Genomic DNA, 15,344 nt, shown 5'->3' on the forward strand with positions numbered 1-15,344 from the left:
GGCGGGTCGCCTTTCTTCGGTGGCACCGGCGTCAGGATCGTCAACCAGTCCGCCTTCACTGGCACCGCGGACTTCCAGCGGTTCACGCCGCGCGCCTCGCTGAGCTTCCGGCCGACGACCGATCACACGCTCTATGCGAGCTATTCGCGCGGCTTCAAGGGCGGTGGCTTCGATCCGCGCGGCGTCACCACCGCCTGCCGGACGCCGGCCGGCGCGGTCTGCAACGCGCAGGAAATCTACGATTTCATGTCGTTCGATCCGGAGACGGTGACCAGCTACGAACTCGGCTGGCGGGCGCAGCTCTTCGACCGGCGGCTGCGCTTCAGCCTCAACGTCTTCCACGCCGACTATAATGACGTGCAGATCCCGGGCTCGGTCGGCACCGTCGTTGGCGGCATCCCGACGTTCATCGGCATCACCACCAACGCCGCCCGCGCCCGCTTCCAGGGCGTCGAGCTCGAGGGCAATGCGATCCTCGCCCGCGATTTCGGCAGCCAGGGCGACTCGCTCAATTTCGGCTTTTCGCTGGGCTATCTGAACGCCGATTATCTCGAATATATCGATTCGCGCGGCATCGACGTCGCCGATCGGCGAGCGGTGCAGAACACGCCGGAGTGGACGGCGAGCGGCACGCTGAACTACGGCACGCCGGTGTTCGGCGGAATGCTCAACTTCATGACGACGGTTTCCTATCGCGGCGCCAGCCAGCAGTTCGAGCTGGCCGTCCCGGGGCTCGATCAAGGCGCCTATGCGCTCTGGGACGCGGGCGTCACCTGGCGCTCGGACGACAATCGCTGGACGATCGGGCTGCACGGCCGCAACCTGACCGACAAGCAATACATCACCGCAGGCTATAATTTCCTGCGGCAGAATCCCGATACCGGCGCCTTCATTCTCGCCAACGGCCAGCCGGGACTGAGTTCGACGCTCGGCAATCAGGGTATTCTGACGGCCTATTATGGCAACCCGCGCCAGATATACCTGAGCGTCGGCTTCAACTTCCGGTGATCGCCGGGGCGGGGAACGGGACGGCGAGGGGGGCGAGCCCAGGCGGGCGCGTCCTCCTCGTCCTGCTCCTCGCCTACATCTTCAACTTCATCGACCGCCAGATCATCGGCATCCTCGCGGTGCCGATCAAGGCGGAGCTCGGCCTTACCGACACCCAATTGGGACTGATGGGCGGCATCGCCTTCGCGCTCTTTTACTCGGGCCTGGCGATCCCGATCGCCTGGCTTGCGGACCGCAAGAGCCGGGTCAACATCATCGCCATATCGGTCGCGACGTGGAGCGCCTTCACGGCCCTTTGCGGCGTCGCTCAGAATTTCTGGCAGCTGTTCCTCGCCCGGATGGGCGTCGGGATTGGTGAGGCGGGCGGCGTCGCGCCGTCCTACGGCCTCATCTCGGACTTCTATCCGCGCGAGAGAAGGGCGCGGGCCCTCGCCTTCTTCTCGCTCGGCATACCGATCGGCTCGGCGCTCGGCGTCTTCTTCGGCGGCTGGATCGCGAGCCATCTCGACTGGCGCTCGGCCTTCCTGATCGTCGGCCTCGCCGGGCTGCCGGCGGCGCTACTCGTGAAGCTGCTGGTGCCCGAGCCGGTGCGCGGAGGCTTCGACAGCGCCGATGGCTCGGCAAGCGAGCCGGCCCCGCCTTTCCTTGAGGTCGCGGCGCGGCTGGCATCGACGCCGAGCTTCTGGCTGCTCTCCTTCGGCGCGGCCTCGGGCTCGATCCTCGGCTACGGCCTGATCTTCTGGCTGCCGAGCTTCTTCGGCCGCAGCTTCGGTCTCGCGCTTGCCGACGTCGGCTGGTTCTATGGCGGCATCGTGCTGATCGGCGGCGTCGCCGGGACCTGGCTCGGCGGCTGGCTGGGCGACCGCACCGGGCCGGGCGACCCCGGCTCCTATGCGCGAATCCCGGCTTTCTGCTTCCTCGCCGCCGCGCCCTGCTTCGCGGCCGGCCTGTTCGCGCCGAACCTGTGGCTCGGCTGGGCGCTGTTCGCGACCGGCCAGATGCTGGCGCTCGCCTGGCTCGGACCCGTCATCGCCGCCGTCCAGCATATCGTCCCGCCCAATATGCGCGCGACCGCCTCGGCCAGCTTCCTCTTCATCAACAATCTGATCGGCATCGGCTTCGGGATCTTCTTCCTCGGCTTCATGTCCGATCGGATGACCGCCGCTTATGGCGAGGACTCGCTCAAATATTCGATCCTGTTCGGGCTGGCTTTTTACCTGCTCAGCGCCGCGATCTACTTCATGGCGTCGCGCCGGCTGGCTCGCGACTGGCACGGCTGACGCCGGCCGGCAGATTCCGGCCGTTCCACCGGACAGATTGGACATCGGCCGATCGACGGGTGCAGATGGGCGCGTGAAAAGACTCGTCCTTGGCCTGATGCTGATCGCGATGCCGTTGCCGCTCGCGGCGCAGCCGACCGCGACCCCCGCGGCGACGCCCGCGCGCCAGCTTTTCCTGTTCCTGTTCCGCCCGGGGCCGGCCTGGCAACCCGGCGTGCCGATGCGGCAGCAGAATATGCGCGAGCATGGCGCCTATCATGCCCGGCTGGTGCGGGAGGGGCGCAGCGTCGCCGGCGGCGGCTATGTCGGCGAGGATGGCGGGATGGCGATCATCCGCGCCGCCGATCTCGCCGAGGCGCAAGCGATGCTCGCCGCCGACCCGGCGATCCAGAACGGCGTCTTCGTCGCCGAGCTCAGGCAGTGGGCGCCGCGCTTCGACAGCGGCCAGCCGCTCGCCGACCAGCCGCGCTAGGTCGCGAAGCTCGGGTCGAGCCGGTAGGCTTTCCGGAGCAGCGCAGGCCAGGCGAGCATGTTGGCGCCCATCTTCAAGCTGGCTTTGCCCTGCGCGGCGGCCACCTCGGGCGTGCCCTGCGGCGGATTGTTGAGATTACCTTCGCCGGCCGACAGGGCCTTCACCTGCGCGGTGCAGGCGCGCTCCAGGAAATAGATTTTCAGGAAGGCTTCGCCGACAGTGTCGCCGAGCGCGAGCGTGCCGTGGTTGCGGAAGATCATCGCATTCTTGTCGCCCAGATTGGCGATGATCCGTTCGCGCTCGTCGAGATCGACGGCGACGCCCTCATAATCGTGATAGGCGATCTCGTCGCGGATCAGCATCGCCGTCTGGGTGAGCGGCAGCAACCCCTCGGCATGGGCGGCGACCGCCTGGCCGTCCGGCGTGTGGAGGTGGATCACCGCCTTGGCGTCCTCGCGCGCCATGTGCAGCGCCGAATGGATGGTAAAGCCGGCGGCATTGGTGATGAACGGCGTCGGATCGACCGCGTGGCCGGCCATGTCGACCTTGACCAGGCTGGACGCGGTCACCTCCTCGAACATCAGCTGATAGGGATTGAGCAGGAAATGATGCTCCGGCCCCGGCACCCGGGCCGAGAGATGAGTGAAGATGAGATCGTCCCAGCCGAAATGGGCGACCAGCCGGTAGGCGGCGGCAAGATCGACGCGGATCTTCCACTCCTCGGGGCTCACCTTGTCCTTCATCGGCGGGATTTCGACCGTCGACAGCGCGTGCGCGTCGGCCATGGTCTGGGCGATATTGTCGACGCGTCCCATTGGCGGTCTCCTGTGCTTTCCTTCCCTTAACCGACCGGCGGTGGCGGCGCGACCCTGTCGGGATGGGCGGCGGTGAAAGCGTCGAGGCGGCTCGCCGACTGATCGGCGCGCAGCAAGGTCGGATAGGCCTCGAGCGGCACGTCGAAGCGGCGCGCATTGTAGAGCTGCGGCACCAGGCAGATGTCGGCAAGGCCCGGGCTGTCGCCGAACAGGAACAGGCCGGCACGCGGCGCGGCCATGAGCTCCAGTGCGTCCAAGCCTTCCTTCACCCAGTGCCGGTACCAGTCGTCGCGCCCCGGCTGCTCGATCCCCATCGCGCCGAGCCGCTTCAGCACGCGCAGGTTGTTGAGCGGGTGGATGTCGCAGGCGACGGTGAGGGCGAGGGCGAGCACATGCGCTCGAGCAGCGGGATCGCGCGGCATGAACGGCGGGGCCGGAACCACCGCATCGAGATAGTCGATGATCGCGAGGCTCTGGGTCAGGCTTTTCCCGTCGGCAACCAAAGTCGGCACGAAGCCCTGCGGATTGCGGGCGAGATGCGCGTCGCCGCGCTGGTCGCCGGCGAGCAGATCGACCGGCACGCGCTCATAATCGACCCGCTTCAGATTGAGCGCGATACGTACCCGATAGCTCGCCGAGGAGCGCCAGTAATCGTAGAGGACCGCTTTCGCCATCGCCGCACCCTAGCGGCGCGGGCTCGGGGGTGAAAAGATGTTGAACGGCATTTGGGCAAAAATCCACAAATGGCTGGCGCTGTTGATGGCGCTGCAGATCCTGGCCTGGTTCGCGAGCGGCCTGTTCTTCGCCTGGTATCCGATCGAGCGGGTTCGCTCCGAGCATATGAAGGCCGAAGCGCCGGCGGCGCCGGTCGCGCTGGATGCGGCGGCGTCCGGGCTGGCGGCCCTCGGCCGGGAAGGCGTCACCGGAGAGCGGGTCGAGCTGCGCGTGCTGCTCGGCCGGACGGTCGCCTTGGTGACGCCGCGGGAAGGGCGGCCGCGGCTCTATGACCTCGCCAGCGGCCGCGCCGCCTCGCCGATCTCCGCGCTGGCGGCGGCGCGGATCGCCGAGGCCGACCATGAAGGCGATCTTCGCGCCGCTCAGGTCATCGCGGTGACCGCGAATGATAGCGAGTATCGCGCTGCGCTGCCGGCCTGGCGGGTCGATTTCGACGACGGCGAAGGGCGGTCGATCTATGTCGCGGCGGACACGGGTGCGGTCACCGCGCGCCGCTCGACGCTGTGGCGCGTCTACGATTTCCTCTGGGGCCTGCACATCATGGACTGGCGCGCGCATGAGAATTTCAACTCGTGGCTGCTCGTCGTCACTACCGTCCTCGGCCTCATCATCGTCGTCAGCGGCATCGTCCTGCTGCCGAGCCGGCTCGGCTTCACCGGCTGGCTCAGGCGGAAGCGTGCGTTTAGATCGACCGATCGGTCGATCTAAACCATTCATTTGCTGCGATTTCCGAGTCGTCAGGGGATCCCACCTGACTTGAAATCACTCAATGTCGCGCGAACACCGTCCGGCGGCCCGCCCGCGTGAACAGGATCGTCTGGTACGGCTGGCGATGGGAGCCATGCTCCATACCCGGCGAGCCCATCGGCATGCCCGGCACGGCGATTCCGGCCGCCTGCGGCCGTTCGCGGAGCAGGCGGCGAACGTCTGCTGCCGGCACATGACCCTCCACCGCATAGCCGCCGACGCTGGCGGTGTGGCATGAGCGCAAATCGTCCGGCACGCCGAGCCGGCGGGCGACCGGCGTCGTATCCGAAACGTCGCGCACCCGCACCTGAAAGCCCGCCTGGCGCATATGCGCGATCCAGCCGTTGCAACAGCCGCAGGTCGGCGTCTTCACCACGTCGACCACCGGCCCGGTCTGCGCCCGCGCCGGCATGGCGATGCCGGCTGCCAGCGTCGCGAGCAGGGTCCGTCTCGTCAGCTTCATCTTCGCCTCCTCATTCCACCCGCAGCCGGATGAACGCCATCGCGCCGCCCGGCTCGCCCCCATAAGGCGCGGCGAGGCCATCCGGCATGAAGTTACGGGCATATTGCGCGCCGATGCCAAGCCGGACGTTGGGCCCGAGCCGGAAATCGCGGATCGCCCCCGACGAGACCTTGCCCACGTTGAAGGTCGGGCCGTGATGGCGGCCTGGGCCGGCGACCGGCTCGTTGGTCTCGGCATATTCGGCGCGCCCGTAGAGCGCCACGAGCAAGGCGAGCAGGACGCGGAGCGGAACGAGCCGGCGCACCCGATCCAGATAGACCCTGGGCGGGCGGCGTGCAAACCGCTCAGAAATAGGAGCGCAGGCCGATCACCAGGCTGGTTGCCTCGGGATCGCCGCCGTTGAGGCGCGCGATCCGGGCGGTGCGGCCGAGCAGCCGGTCCCAGCTCAGGCCGACATAAGGCGCGAACGGCTCGGCGATCCGGTAGCGGACGCGCAGGCCGAGCTCGGCGGTGGTGAGGCCCCGGCCGAGGCCGAGCGCCGGCACGTCCTGCGCGGCGGCCTGCAGCCCGGCAAAGGGCTGGAGCACCAGCCGCGGCGCCGGCTCCCAATCGTACCAGGCGTAGGCCCGGCCGGTCACCTCGCCCAGCGTGGAGAGGTAGCCGAAGGCGCCGACATAGAGCGGAGCGGTGACATTGCCCTGCAGCCCGAGCACGCCATAGGTGCGGCGCGCGCGGACGAAATCGTGCCGCACCCCGGCCTGGAGCGCGAGGCCGGCGTCGAGCACCGGATGACTGTAGAGCGCCTGACCCTCGACATAGGTGACCCGGCCGCGCAGCGACGCGCTGCCGGCCGTCGCCAGCCACAGGCGATGCGCCGGGCTGCCGAACTCCGCCGAAAGATCCCACGCCCAGCCGTCGTCGTCCGGCCGGGCGCGATATTCGATCCGGTCGAAATAACCGGCGTAGACCGGGCCGTCGCCGGTCTGCGGCGCACCCAGGGCGGCGGCGGACGCCAGCGCCGTGGCGCCGGTCTCCATCGGCTGGTAGGCGAGGCGCGGGCCGACCTCATGCTCGGCGTGGAACACGTCGCGATAAGGGAGCGTCTGCGCGCTTGCGCCCGACGCCGAGGCGATCGCCGCCATGGTGAGGAGAAAGCGCCCCCGCATCCTGCCTGGCTAAAACGCTCGCCGCATCGCCGCCAGCGCCGGAATCGGACCGCCCCGAAGCGGGACGGGCATGGTCGCCGCTCCTAAGGCCCGATATCCCGGCTGCGCGTCCGCACCTGCCGCACAAGAGGGTTTAAGTCTTTTTAGCCTTTCGAGATTATGGCGTTGAGCGTGAAGGACTGTCGGTCATGACCAGGGCACAGCTTGCGATCCTCCCGATCCGCGAAGGCCGGAAGGCCGATCGCCGGATCGTGAACCTCGCCGCGCGCCTGCGCGATCCGGGCGCGACCCTGATCGAGGTCGACGTTCTGAATCTCTCCACCGACGGATTCATGGCGCGGGGCGCCCAGCTCGAGATCGGCACCTATGTCTGGCTCAGGGTCACCGGCCTTGAGCCGCAGAGCTGCCGGGTGATCTGGAACGAGGAAGACAAAGCGGGCTTCGAGTTCACCACGCCGCTGCACGGCGCGACGGTCGAGCTGCTCATCCTCAACAACCGCAAGCCGCTGCCCAAGAACCATTTCGGCCCGATGGGCGTGCGCTGAGCGCTCTTAGCGTCGCGCAGAGGGTGGTGCCGCTTAGGTGACTCGAACACCTGACCCCATCATTACGAATGATGTGCTCTACCAGCTGAGCTAAAGCGGCCCGTCTCGGGAAGGCGCCGGCCTTACCAATGGCCCGGCGCGCTGACAAGGCGTGGCCCGGCGCGGCGTTGGGTTAACCATATCTCAACCGCGTTCGGGCACCTCTGGCCAAGATTGCACGAGGCGTCGGAGACGGCCATCATCATGGACAGCCTGCGCGGATTTGACGAGGACGCCGCGCCGCTCGCGGCGGAGGACGAGCCCGCGCCGGAGCGGCCGCCCGAAATCGGGGTCGACGAGCGGCGAATGCACGTCCGCGCCTATAATTACTGGGTGTCGCTGCTGAAGGGCCGCGCCTTTCCGTCTATCGAGGATGTCGAGCCGCAAAATCTCGCCGATTTCGGGCCGCACAGCGTGCTGCTCGACTTCTCCGGCAACGAGAACGACCCGCGCATCGCCTTTCTGGGGGCCGCGCTGCGGGCCGAATGCGACCTCGACAGCGGGCTCGACCGGATCAGCCAGGTGCCGAGCCGCTCTTTGCTGTCGCGGCTCACCGACCATTATCTCCAGATCATAGCCAATTGCGCGCCGATCGGCTTCGAAGCCGAATTCGTCGGCCAGCGCGGCGACAACACCCTCTATCGCGGCATCCTCATGCCTCTCTCCTCGGACGGCGAGGCGATCGATTTCATCTACGGCGTCATCAACTGGAAGGAGATGGCGGACAGCAGCATCGTCGCGTCGCTTGCCGACGAAGTCGATCGCGCCGCGGCCGCACCCGTCGTGCCGGTCTGGGCGGACGGGCCGAGCACCGCACCGGCCGAGGCTGACGTCGACGCCGAGACGCTGAGCCTGTGGCCGGAAGCCGCCGACGGTCTTGCCGACCGGCTCGCCATCGCCCGCGACAGCGCCGGGGAAGCCGAGGCGGCTCACGGCCGCTCTCGCGCCGCCCTCTATCGCGCGCTCGGTCACGCGCATGACTTCGCCCTTGCCGCCGCCAACGATCCGGAAGGCTATGCGGAACTGCTGGCCGATGCAGGGATCAGGGTTCAGGCGCGCGCGCCGATGACGGCGATCGCGAAGCTCGTCTTCGGCGCCCGTCACGACAAGGCGCGGCTCACGGAATATGCGGCGGTGCTGGGATGGGCGGCCGCAGAGCAGGTGCCGGCCGGCGCGCTGGCCGATCAGATTGCCGGCTTCGCCGGCGGCCTCAAAGGCATCGTCGCCTCCGAACGGGCCCGCCGTCGCCCGGCGTTGGATGAGACTTCCTGGGAACAGGTCCGTGCCGAGCTGCGCGCGCGACCGACAATGGCGCGTGTGCAGCTGGATATTGCCGGCGACGCCGAGTTTGTGCTGCTGGTGGCGCGCCGCGAGGCGGACGGGCTGGCGATCGTCGGGCCGGTGGCGAACGAGAAGCTGGTCGATCGCGCTCTCCGGAGCGCCGCCTGACGCTCAGCGCGGCGGTGGCAACCAGCCGGTTTCGATCGCCGTCCGATCCACATAATTGACTTCGGTGATCAACCGCTGCTCGTCGAGCAGCCGGACATAGCCGTTCTGCCGCTCGATCAGCCCTTCCTCCACCAGCGTCCGCATCATCCGGTTGACGTGAACCGCGGTAAGGCCGGTCGCGTCGCCAATCTCCTCCTGGGTCAGCGGCAGCAGGAAGCGATCGTCCTCGACGCCGCCGGTCTGGCGCAGCCGGGCGGAAATCTCGCACAGCAGCGCGCCGACCCGCGCCCGTGCGGGCGTTCGGCCGATCGAGGCCAGCCGGTCAGCAAGCGCGGCCCGTTCCGCGACGGCAAGGCTGAGGATCAGCGCGGCGATCCGGGGATGCTCGGCGACCAACGCGGCGAAACGCTCGCGGCCGAACGGGCAAAGCGCCGCATCGGTGACGGCGGCTACCGTCTCCGGCGATTCCGTGAAGGCGAGCAGCGGCAGGCCGATGATGTCGCCGGCGAATTTGAGCCGCATGATCTGTCGGCCGCCATTGCCGAGCGCGACGCTGGAATGAAGCCAGCCGGAGCGGACGATGAACAATTCGCGCGGCCGGTCATGCTCGCGGATGACGACCGCGCCGCGCCGGAAATGCCGCTCCTGTTCCTCGAGCCGGTCCAGCGAGTCCCGCTCGCTCTGCGACAATCGCAGATGATCGCTCAGCCTTTCGGCCAGACAGCTTCCCACGGAACGGCTTCCCCCAAACGCACGCATACATCGCGTTCCACGGACATTATGAGACTTTTCAATGGCATGCCCTGATTTAGATCAAGGTCAAGACCGATCGCAAGCCATTCCCAACGGCCGGTTGCTTGCGCGGCGATTAGGACCGGCTAAGACCGGCGGATGGACCGTATCGTCATCGAGGGCGGCAAGCCGCTCAGCGGCCGCATCCCGATCTCGGGCGCGAAGAATGCCGCGCTCACGCTTCTGCCCTGCGCTTTGCTCACCGATGAGCCGCTCACGCTGCGCAATCTGCCGCGGCTGGCCGACATTGACGGCTTCGGCCATCTGCTCACCCAGCTCGGCGTCTCGATCACGGTCGAAGGGGTGCGCCGGGGCGAGTTCGGCCGGGTGATGACCTTCCGCGCCGACAATGACGCCGAGCCGGTCGCGCCCTACGACATCGTCCGCAAGATGCGCGCCTCGATCCTGGTGCTGGGGCCGCTGCTGGCGCGCTTCGGCCAGGCGACGGTGTCGCTGCCCGGCGGCTGCGCGATCGGCAACCGGCCGATCGACCTCCATCTGAAGGCGATGCAGGCGCTGGGCGCGGAGATCGAGCTGGCGTCCGGCTATGTGAAGGCGACGGCGCCCAACGGCCTCACCGGCGGCACGATCAGCTTCCCCTTCGTCTCGGTCGGCGCGACCGAGAATGCGCTGATGGCCGCGGCGCTCGCCAAGGGCACGACGGTGATCGAAAATGCGGCGCGCGAGCCGGAGATCACCGATCTCGTCCAGTGCCTGATCGCGATGGGCGCCGAGATCGAGGGCATGAAGACCGACACGCTGACCGTGCACGGCAAGGACCGGCTGCACGGCGCGACGCACGCGGTGATGCCGGACCGGATCGAGGCCGGCTCTTATGCCTGCGCGGCGATGATCACCGGCGGCTCGCTGGAGCTGGTCGGCGCGCGCGAGGACACGATGCATGCGATCCTTGCCGGCATCGCCGACGCCGGCGGGTTGATCGAGTTCGGCAAGAATTCGATCAAGGTGACGGCCGACAAGGGCATCAAGCCTTTATCCATCTCCACGGCGCCGTTCCCGGCCTTCCCGACCGACATGCAGGCGCAGTTCATGTCGATGCTGGCGCTCGCCAGCGGCACGAGCCTGCTGACCGAGACGATCTTCGAGAATCGCTACATGCACGTGCCCGAGCTCGCCCGGATGGGGGCGGACATCGAGGTGCGCGGCCGGGCGGCGGTGGTGCGCGGCGTTCCCGGCCTGGTCGGCGCGCCGGTGATGGCGACGGACCTCCGCGCCTCGATGAGCCTTATCCTCGCCGGCTTGGCCGCCAAGGGCACGACCGAGGTGAACCGCATCTACCATCTCGACCGCGGCTATGAACGGCTGGAAGAGAAATTGAGCGCGGTCGGCGCGACGATCGCGCGGGTAGGCGGCGAGGGCTAGTCCGCCACCCTTCGCCGTGTGCGAAGCGAAGCTTTCCAGCCCAGCTCGGCGAGGCCGCGGAGATGCTCCTCGATCTCGGCCGCGCTGGCGGTGAGGCGATGGCGGGAAAAGCCGAACGCCTCCTTGTCCGTCTGCGCGTCCCTGAGGCCGTATTTGCCGTGATCCTTCCGGCCCGGTGTCCGGATCCGCGACTTGACCAGACGGAAGCCGCGATTGGCGGCAAGCCTGCGCAGCGCCTGGTCGGTACCGCTCATGTCATGACTTCTACCGTGTGGATGAGGAGGCCGACAAGGCCCCCGACCAAGGTGCCGTTGATCCGGATATATTGGAGGTCGCGGCCGACCGCGCCCTCCAGCCGGTCGGACACCGTCCGCGCGTCCCAGTTGCGCACCGTTTCGGAGACCAGCTTGACGATGTCGTCGCCATAAGAGGTGCTGATCCCGGCCGCGGCGCGGCGGGCGAACTGGTTGATCGCCCGCTTGAGCTTCGGCTCGGTCTGCAGCGTCTCGCCCAATTGTCTGAGCGCCTCGCCGAACTTGCCGGCCAGCGCGGCATCGGGATCGCGCGCGCTCTTGAGCAGGCTGGCGCGGCCCTTCTCCCAGACCTGGCCGATCCAGTCGCCGACCGCCTCGTTGGCCACCATGTCGCTTTTCCACGCCTCGACCTTGGCCATCGTCTCGGGATCGTGGCGCAGGTTGTGGGCCAGACGCGCAAGTCCTTCCTCGGCCTTGGCGCGCAAGGGGTGGTTCGGGTCCATCGCCATGTCGATGGTGAGCTTCCTCAGGCCATCGACGATCGCGTCGGCGAGCCTGGCGTCGAGGCCGGCGAGGCGCAGGATCCAGCCGGCGCGCTGGTGGACCATGTCGCGGATCAGATCCTCATTGGCGTCGAGCGTGCGGCCGGTCCAGGTAACGATCGCGTCGACCATCGGCACATGCCGCTCCTCGGTCATCGCAGCTTCCAGCGTCTGGCCGAGCAGGGGCGCGACCTCGACGCTGCTGAGCCGCGCCGCGAGCGCGCTCTTCACCATCCCGCCAAGCTTCTCCTCGTCGAGCGCTTCGAGAATGTCGGCGAGCAGGCGCGAGCCGCCCTCGCGCAGCCGGCCTTCGGCGGGCGGGCGGGCGAGGAAGCGGCCGACCGCGCCGGCGACGTCGAGATTGCGCATCCGCCGGGCGACCACCGTCGGGGTCAGGAAATTGGAGCGCAGGAAGCTGGCCAGCGTCGCGCCGATCCGGTCCTTGTTCCTGGGGATGATCGCGGTGTGCGGGATCGGCAGGCCGAGCGGGTGGCGGAACAAAGCGGTGACCGCGAACCAGTCGGCGATGCCGCCGACGAGGCCAGCCTCGGCGAAGGCGCGGACGAAACCCCAGGCGGGGTGCTGGTCGACCAGGCCGGTGGCGGCGATGAAGACTGCCAGCATGCCGGCCAGCATGCCGGTCGCCAGCGCCCGCATGCCGCGCGCGTCGCGGCGGCGGGGAACGCGATCGGAAAGCGGGGTGGTCACGTCAGTTGCATAACCTCCGGCGGGTCCGGTTCAAACCCGCCGGCGGCTATGGCTTCACTCCGCCGGCTGCGGCGCGCTTGCCGGGCCGTGGTCCTGCGGGCCGCGATAGGTGATGATCCGCCGGAACTTGGGCGTCAGCCAGCGCTCGAAGCTGTCGGCGAGGCTGAACGATGCCGGCACCAGCACCAGCGTGAGCAGCGTCGAGAGCAAGAGGCCGCCGATCACGACCACCGCCATCGGCGCCCGCCAGCTCGCGTCGCCCTCCAGGCTCAGCGCCGTCGGCACCATGCCGGCGACCATCGCCATCGTCGTCATCACGATCGGCTGGGCCCGCTTGTGGCCGGCGTCGATGATCGCCTCGTTCTTCGGCACGCCCTTGGCCATCTCCTCGATGGTGAAATCGAGCAGCAGGATCGAGTTCTTGGCGACGATGCCGAACAGCATCAGGATGCCGATCAGCACCGGCATCGACACCGCATGGCCGGAGATCAGGAGTGCGATCAAGCCGCCCAAAGGCGCCAGCAGCAACGACCCCATGTTCACGAACGGCGCCATCAGCCTTTTGTAAAGCAGCACCAGCACCGCGAAGACGAGGAAGGTTCCCGAAACGAGAGCGCCCATGAACTCCGAGAGGAGCCGCTGTTCCTCGCGCTGCTGGCCGGAGCGCGCGCGCTCGACACCCTCCGGCAGGTTCTGCATGATCGGCAGCTGGCTGATGATCGCCTCGCGGTCGGGGACCTGCTCGGCGAAATCGGCGCCGACCATCACCCGGCGCTCCTGGTTGATGCGCTGGATGATCGACGGTCCCGCACCGAAGGTGATCTCGGCAATGACCCTCAGCGGGACGGAGCCGCCGGTCGATGTCGCCACCGGCATGTTCTCGATCGTCGACAGGGTGCGCCGCGAGCTTTCGTTGAGGGTGACGCGGATCGGCACCTGGCGGTCGGAGAGCGAGAAGCGGGCGCTGGCCTGGTCGATTTCGCCCTGTGTCGCGACGCGGATCGCCTGGCTCATCGCGGCGGTGGTGACGCCCATGTCCGCCATCAGATCGAGCCGCGGGCGGATCGTGATCTCGGGCCGCCGGAGGTCGCCGGCGATGCGCGGCGCCCTGAGCTCTGGCCGCTGCCGCATTTCCTCGACGAGCTGGAGCGCAGTCCGTTGCAGCCTTGCCGGGTCCGAGCTGGTGAGGATGACCGACATGTCGCGGCCGCCGACCTGGTTCTGGTTGCGGAAGAAGACCCGCGCATCGGCGATGTTCTGCAGCGCGGGCGCGACCTGGCGCTGGAATTCCGTGCTCGTCCGGTCGCGGCCTTCGCCCCGATCCCTCAGCGAGACGAAGATGGTGGCGTTGCCGGGGCGCACCGATTCGAAGGCGGAGGCGACGTCGCCCTGGCGGCGCAGCACCCCCGCGGCGCGATCGGCGACGGTGCGCGTCTGATCGAGGGTAGAACCCGGCGGCATCTCGACCGACACCTGAACCGTGTCGTCATCCGTATCGGGCTGGAAGGCCTTCGGCAGCGCGATGAAAACGCCGATCTGCAGCACAAAGCAGAGGAAACCGATGCCGACCGACTTCCACCGGTTCCTGAGCGTCCAGCGCAGCACGTCGAGATAGCGGTCCATCATCCAGCCTTCGCCGTGCTTGGCCTCGCCCTTCGCCTTCAGAAAATAGGCCGCCATCATCGGCGTGATCATGCGCGCCACCGCGAGGCTGATCAGCACCGTGATGACGATCGTCAGGCCGAAGCTGATGAAGAACTGGCCGATGATGCCGCTCATCATCGAGACGGGCAGGAACACGGCGACGATCGAGAAGGTGGTCGCGACCACCGGCAGGCCGATCTCGTCGGCGGCGTCGATCGACGCCTGATAGGCGGATTTGCCCATTCGCATATGTCGGACGATATTCTCGATCTCGACGATGGCATCGTCGACCAGCACACCCGCCACCAGGCTCAACGAGAGCAGGGTGACCATGTTCAGGCTGAAATCCAGTAGGCTCATGAACCAGAAAGCGGGGATCGCGGACAAGGGAATCGCGACCGCCGAGATGACCGTCGCCCGCCAGTCGCGCAGGAACAGGAACACCACGATGACCGCGAGCACGGCGCCCTCGACCAGCGCCCGCATCGAGCTCTCATATTGCATCTCGATATATTTCACGGGCGTGAAGAGCAGATTGTAGCGGACCCGCGGATCCTCGCGCTGGAGCTCGTCCATCGCCTGCCGCACGGCATGATAGACGGTGACGTCCGAATAGCCGTTCGCCTTCTGGATCATGAAGCTGACCACCTGGCGGCCGTCCTGGATGCCATAGGAAACCTGCTCGGCCCACTGGTCGCGGACGGTGGCCACGGAGCTCAGGCGGACGCTGCGCCCGCCGCCGAGCCAGATCTGGGTTTCGCCGAGCGCGCGTGCGGTGAGCGCGCTGCCGACCACCCTTACGGTCTGTTCGGAGCCGGCGATCTCCGCCCGGCCGCCGGCGGCGTTGAGGTTCATTTGCCTGAGTTGGAGGTTGATCTGCGAGGCGGTCACGCCCTGGGCCTGCATCCGCGCGGGATCGAGCTCGACCCGGACCTCGCGGCTGACGCCGCCGATGCGGCTGACCACCGACACGCCTTCGATAGACAGCAGGCGGCGGTTCAGCCTGTCGTCGATGAACCAGCTCAGCTGCTCCACCGTCATCGCGGTGCTTTCGGCCGAAAAATAGCCGATCGGCTCTTCGGTAAAGTCGACGCGGTTGACCTGCGGCTCGAGAATGCCGTCCGGCAGATCGCCGCGGATGCGCGCGATCGCGTCGCGCACATCGGTGACGGCGCGGTCGACCGGCGTGCCGATCTCGAAACTCACGAACGTGTTGCTGCTGCCCTCGCGGATGGACGAGTTGATCTCGTTGACGCCGTTGATGCTGCGCACCGCCGCCTCGACGCGGCGCGTGACCTGGAT

At 67.9% G+C, this 15,344-nt stretch carries 16 protein-coding genes and 1 tRNA gene; 7 read left to right on the forward strand and 10 right to left on the reverse strand.

Annotation, left to right across the window (positions count from 1 at the left end; translation table 11 throughout):
* The 3 genes from ACT4N3_RS09680 to ACT4N3_RS09690 form a co-directional block, all read left to right on the forward strand.
* Positions 1-1,008 (forward strand): TonB-dependent receptor (locus ACT4N3_RS09680; protein ID WP_444855013.1); only part of this gene is annotated, 1,008 nt, incomplete at its 5' end.
* A complete protein-coding gene (locus ACT4N3_RS09685; protein ID WP_444855026.1) occupies positions 1,008-2,288 on the forward strand; it encodes a spinster family MFS transporter in 1,281 nt (426 codons plus the stop codon). The genes ACT4N3_RS09680 and ACT4N3_RS09685, both read left to right, overlap by 1 nt.
* A 73-nt stretch (positions 2,289-2,361) precedes the next feature.
* Positions 2,362-2,760, forward strand: a complete 399-nt coding sequence (locus ACT4N3_RS09690) for a YciI family protein (RefSeq protein ID WP_444855014.1) — start codon at positions 2,362-2,364, stop codon at positions 2,758-2,760.
* On the opposite strand, the gene ACT4N3_RS09695 is transcribed toward ACT4N3_RS09690, so the two are convergent.
* Both ACT4N3_RS09695 and maiA read right to left on the reverse strand, forming a co-directional pair.
* Positions 2,757-3,545, reverse strand: coding sequence for a class II aldolase/adducin family protein (locus ACT4N3_RS09695; RefSeq protein WP_444855027.1), 789 nt, complete (start codon positions 3,543-3,545; stop codon positions 2,757-2,759). The genes ACT4N3_RS09690 and ACT4N3_RS09695 overlap by 4 nt on opposite strands.
* Positions 3,546-3,601: 56 nt before the next feature.
* Positions 3,602-4,249, reverse strand: coding sequence for a maleylacetoacetate isomerase (maiA, locus tag ACT4N3_RS09700; RefSeq protein ID WP_444855015.1), 648 nt, complete (start codon positions 4,247-4,249; stop codon positions 3,602-3,604).
* A 37-nt stretch (positions 4,250-4,286) separates the two neighbouring features.
* On the opposite strand from maiA, the gene ACT4N3_RS09705 reads away from it, so the two are divergent.
* Complete coding sequence (locus ACT4N3_RS09705) at positions 4,287-5,018, forward strand: PepSY domain-containing protein (RefSeq protein ID WP_444855016.1); 732 nt, start codon at positions 4,287-4,289, stop codon at positions 5,016-5,018.
* A 58-nt stretch (positions 5,019-5,076) separates the two neighbouring features.
* On the opposite strand, the gene ACT4N3_RS09710 is transcribed toward ACT4N3_RS09705, so the two are convergent.
* Genes ACT4N3_RS09710 through ACT4N3_RS09720 form a run of 3 tightly spaced genes read right to left on the reverse strand, consistent with a single transcriptional unit; the run spans position 5,077 to position 6,686 of the window.
* A complete protein-coding gene (locus ACT4N3_RS09710; protein WP_444855017.1) occupies positions 5,077-5,520 on the reverse strand; it encodes a DUF411 domain-containing protein in 444 nt (147 codons plus the stop codon).
* Positions 5,521-5,530: 10 nt separating this feature from the next.
* Positions 5,531-5,824 carry a hypothetical protein gene (locus tag ACT4N3_RS09715; RefSeq protein ID WP_444855018.1) on the reverse strand — a complete coding sequence of 98 codons (294 nt, stop codon included), beginning with the start codon at positions 5,822-5,824 and terminating at the stop codon, positions 5,531-5,533.
* A 40-nt stretch (positions 5,825-5,864) separates the two neighbouring features.
* The gene (locus ACT4N3_RS09720) at positions 5,865-6,686 is read right to left on the reverse strand and encodes a copper resistance protein B (RefSeq protein ID WP_444855019.1); all 822 of its coding nucleotides are present in this window, start codon (positions 6,684-6,686) and stop codon (positions 5,865-5,867) included.
* Positions 6,687-6,874: 188 nt separating this feature from the next.
* Between ACT4N3_RS09720 and ACT4N3_RS09725 the strand changes: the two genes are divergently transcribed.
* Positions 6,875-7,231: a PilZ domain-containing protein gene (locus ACT4N3_RS09725; protein WP_444855020.1), complete on the forward strand. Its 357-nt coding sequence runs from the start codon at positions 6,875-6,877 to the stop codon at positions 7,229-7,231.
* A gap of 24 nt (positions 7,232-7,255) precedes the next feature.
* Here ACT4N3_RS09725 and ACT4N3_RS09730 read toward each other — a convergent pair.
* Positions 7,256-7,331 (reverse strand) — tRNA-Thr (locus ACT4N3_RS09730).
* Between the two features lie 143 nt (positions 7,332-7,474).
* Between ACT4N3_RS09730 and ACT4N3_RS09735 the strand changes: the two genes are divergently transcribed.
* Positions 7,475-8,719, forward strand: a complete 1,245-nt coding sequence (locus tag ACT4N3_RS09735; RefSeq protein ID WP_444855021.1) for a hypothetical protein — start codon at positions 7,475-7,477, stop codon at positions 8,717-8,719.
* A 3-nt stretch (positions 8,720-8,722) separates the two neighbouring features.
* Here ACT4N3_RS09735 and ACT4N3_RS09740 read toward each other — a convergent pair whose 3' ends face one another.
* Complete coding sequence (locus ACT4N3_RS09740; protein ID WP_444855022.1) at positions 8,723-9,451, reverse strand: Crp/Fnr family transcriptional regulator; 729 nt, start codon at positions 9,449-9,451, stop codon at positions 8,723-8,725.
* Positions 9,452-9,610: 159 nt separating this feature from the next.
* On the opposite strand from ACT4N3_RS09740, the gene murA reads away from it, so the two are divergent.
* Positions 9,611-10,894 carry a UDP-N-acetylglucosamine 1-carboxyvinyltransferase gene (gene murA / locus ACT4N3_RS09745; protein ID WP_444855023.1) on the forward strand — a complete coding sequence of 428 codons (1,284 nt, stop codon included), beginning with the start codon at positions 9,611-9,613 and terminating at the stop codon, positions 10,892-10,894.
* Here murA and ACT4N3_RS09750 read toward each other — a convergent pair.
* The 3 genes from ACT4N3_RS09750 to ACT4N3_RS09760 form a co-directional block, all read right to left on the reverse strand.
* The gene (locus tag ACT4N3_RS09750) at positions 10,891-11,148 is read right to left on the reverse strand and encodes a hypothetical protein (RefSeq protein WP_444855024.1); all 258 of its coding nucleotides are present in this window, start codon (positions 11,146-11,148) and stop codon (positions 10,891-10,893) included. The two genes, murA and ACT4N3_RS09750, sit on opposite strands and share 4 nt — an antisense overlap.
* Positions 11,145-12,347 (reverse strand): DUF445 domain-containing protein, encoded by a 1,203-nt coding sequence (locus tag ACT4N3_RS09755; protein WP_444855028.1) that lies wholly within the window; start codon positions 12,345-12,347, stop codon positions 11,145-11,147. Before ACT4N3_RS09755 ends, ACT4N3_RS09750 begins: the two co-directional genes overlap by 4 nt.
* A 105-nt stretch (positions 12,348-12,452) precedes the next feature.
* Positions 12,453-15,344 (reverse strand): efflux RND transporter permease subunit (locus ACT4N3_RS09760; protein WP_444855025.1); only part of this gene is annotated, 2,892 nt, incomplete at its 5' end.

Source organism: Sphingosinicella sp. (assembly GCF_052388015.1).
Lineage (GTDB): Bacteria > Pseudomonadota > Alphaproteobacteria > Sphingomonadales > Sphingomonadaceae > Allosphingosinicella.

What these genes read in the sequence shown, in the direction of transcription:
- ACT4N3_RS09695 (WP_444855027.1), bottom strand. Translation starts at nt 3,545, where the DNA reads ATGGCCGACGCGCACGCGCTGTCGACGGTCGAAATCCCGCCGATGAAG.
- maiA (WP_444855015.1), bottom strand. Translation starts at nt 4,249, where the DNA reads ATGGCGAAAGCGGTCCTCTACGATTACTGGCGCTCCTCGGCGAGCTAT.
- ACT4N3_RS09705 (WP_444855016.1), top strand. Translation starts at nt 4,287, where the DNA reads ATGTTGAACGGCATTTGGGCAAAAATCCACAAATGGCTGGCGCTGTTG.
- ACT4N3_RS09710 (WP_444855017.1), bottom strand. Translation starts at nt 5,520, where the DNA reads ATGAAGCTGACGAGACGGACCCTGCTCGCGACGCTGGCAGCCGGCATC.
- ACT4N3_RS09720 (WP_444855019.1), bottom strand. Translation starts at nt 6,686, where the DNA reads ATGCGGGGGCGCTTTCTCCTCACCATGGCGGCGATCGCCTCGGCGTCG.
- ACT4N3_RS09725 (WP_444855020.1), top strand. Translation starts at nt 6,875, where the DNA reads ATGACCAGGGCACAGCTTGCGATCCTCCCGATCCGCGAAGGCCGGAAG.
- ACT4N3_RS09735 (WP_444855021.1), top strand. Translation starts at nt 7,475, where the DNA reads ATGGACAGCCTGCGCGGATTTGACGAGGACGCCGCGCCGCTCGCGGCG.
- murA (WP_444855023.1), top strand. Translation starts at nt 9,611, where the DNA reads ATGGACCGTATCGTCATCGAGGGCGGCAAGCCGCTCAGCGGCCGCATC.
- ACT4N3_RS09750 (WP_444855024.1), bottom strand. Translation starts at nt 11,148, where the DNA reads ATGAGCGGTACCGACCAGGCGCTGCGCAGGCTTGCCGCCAATCGCGGC.
- ACT4N3_RS09755 (WP_444855028.1), bottom strand. Translation starts at nt 12,347, where the DNA reads ATGCGGGCGCTGGCGACCGGCATGCTGGCCGGCATGCTGGCAGTCTTC.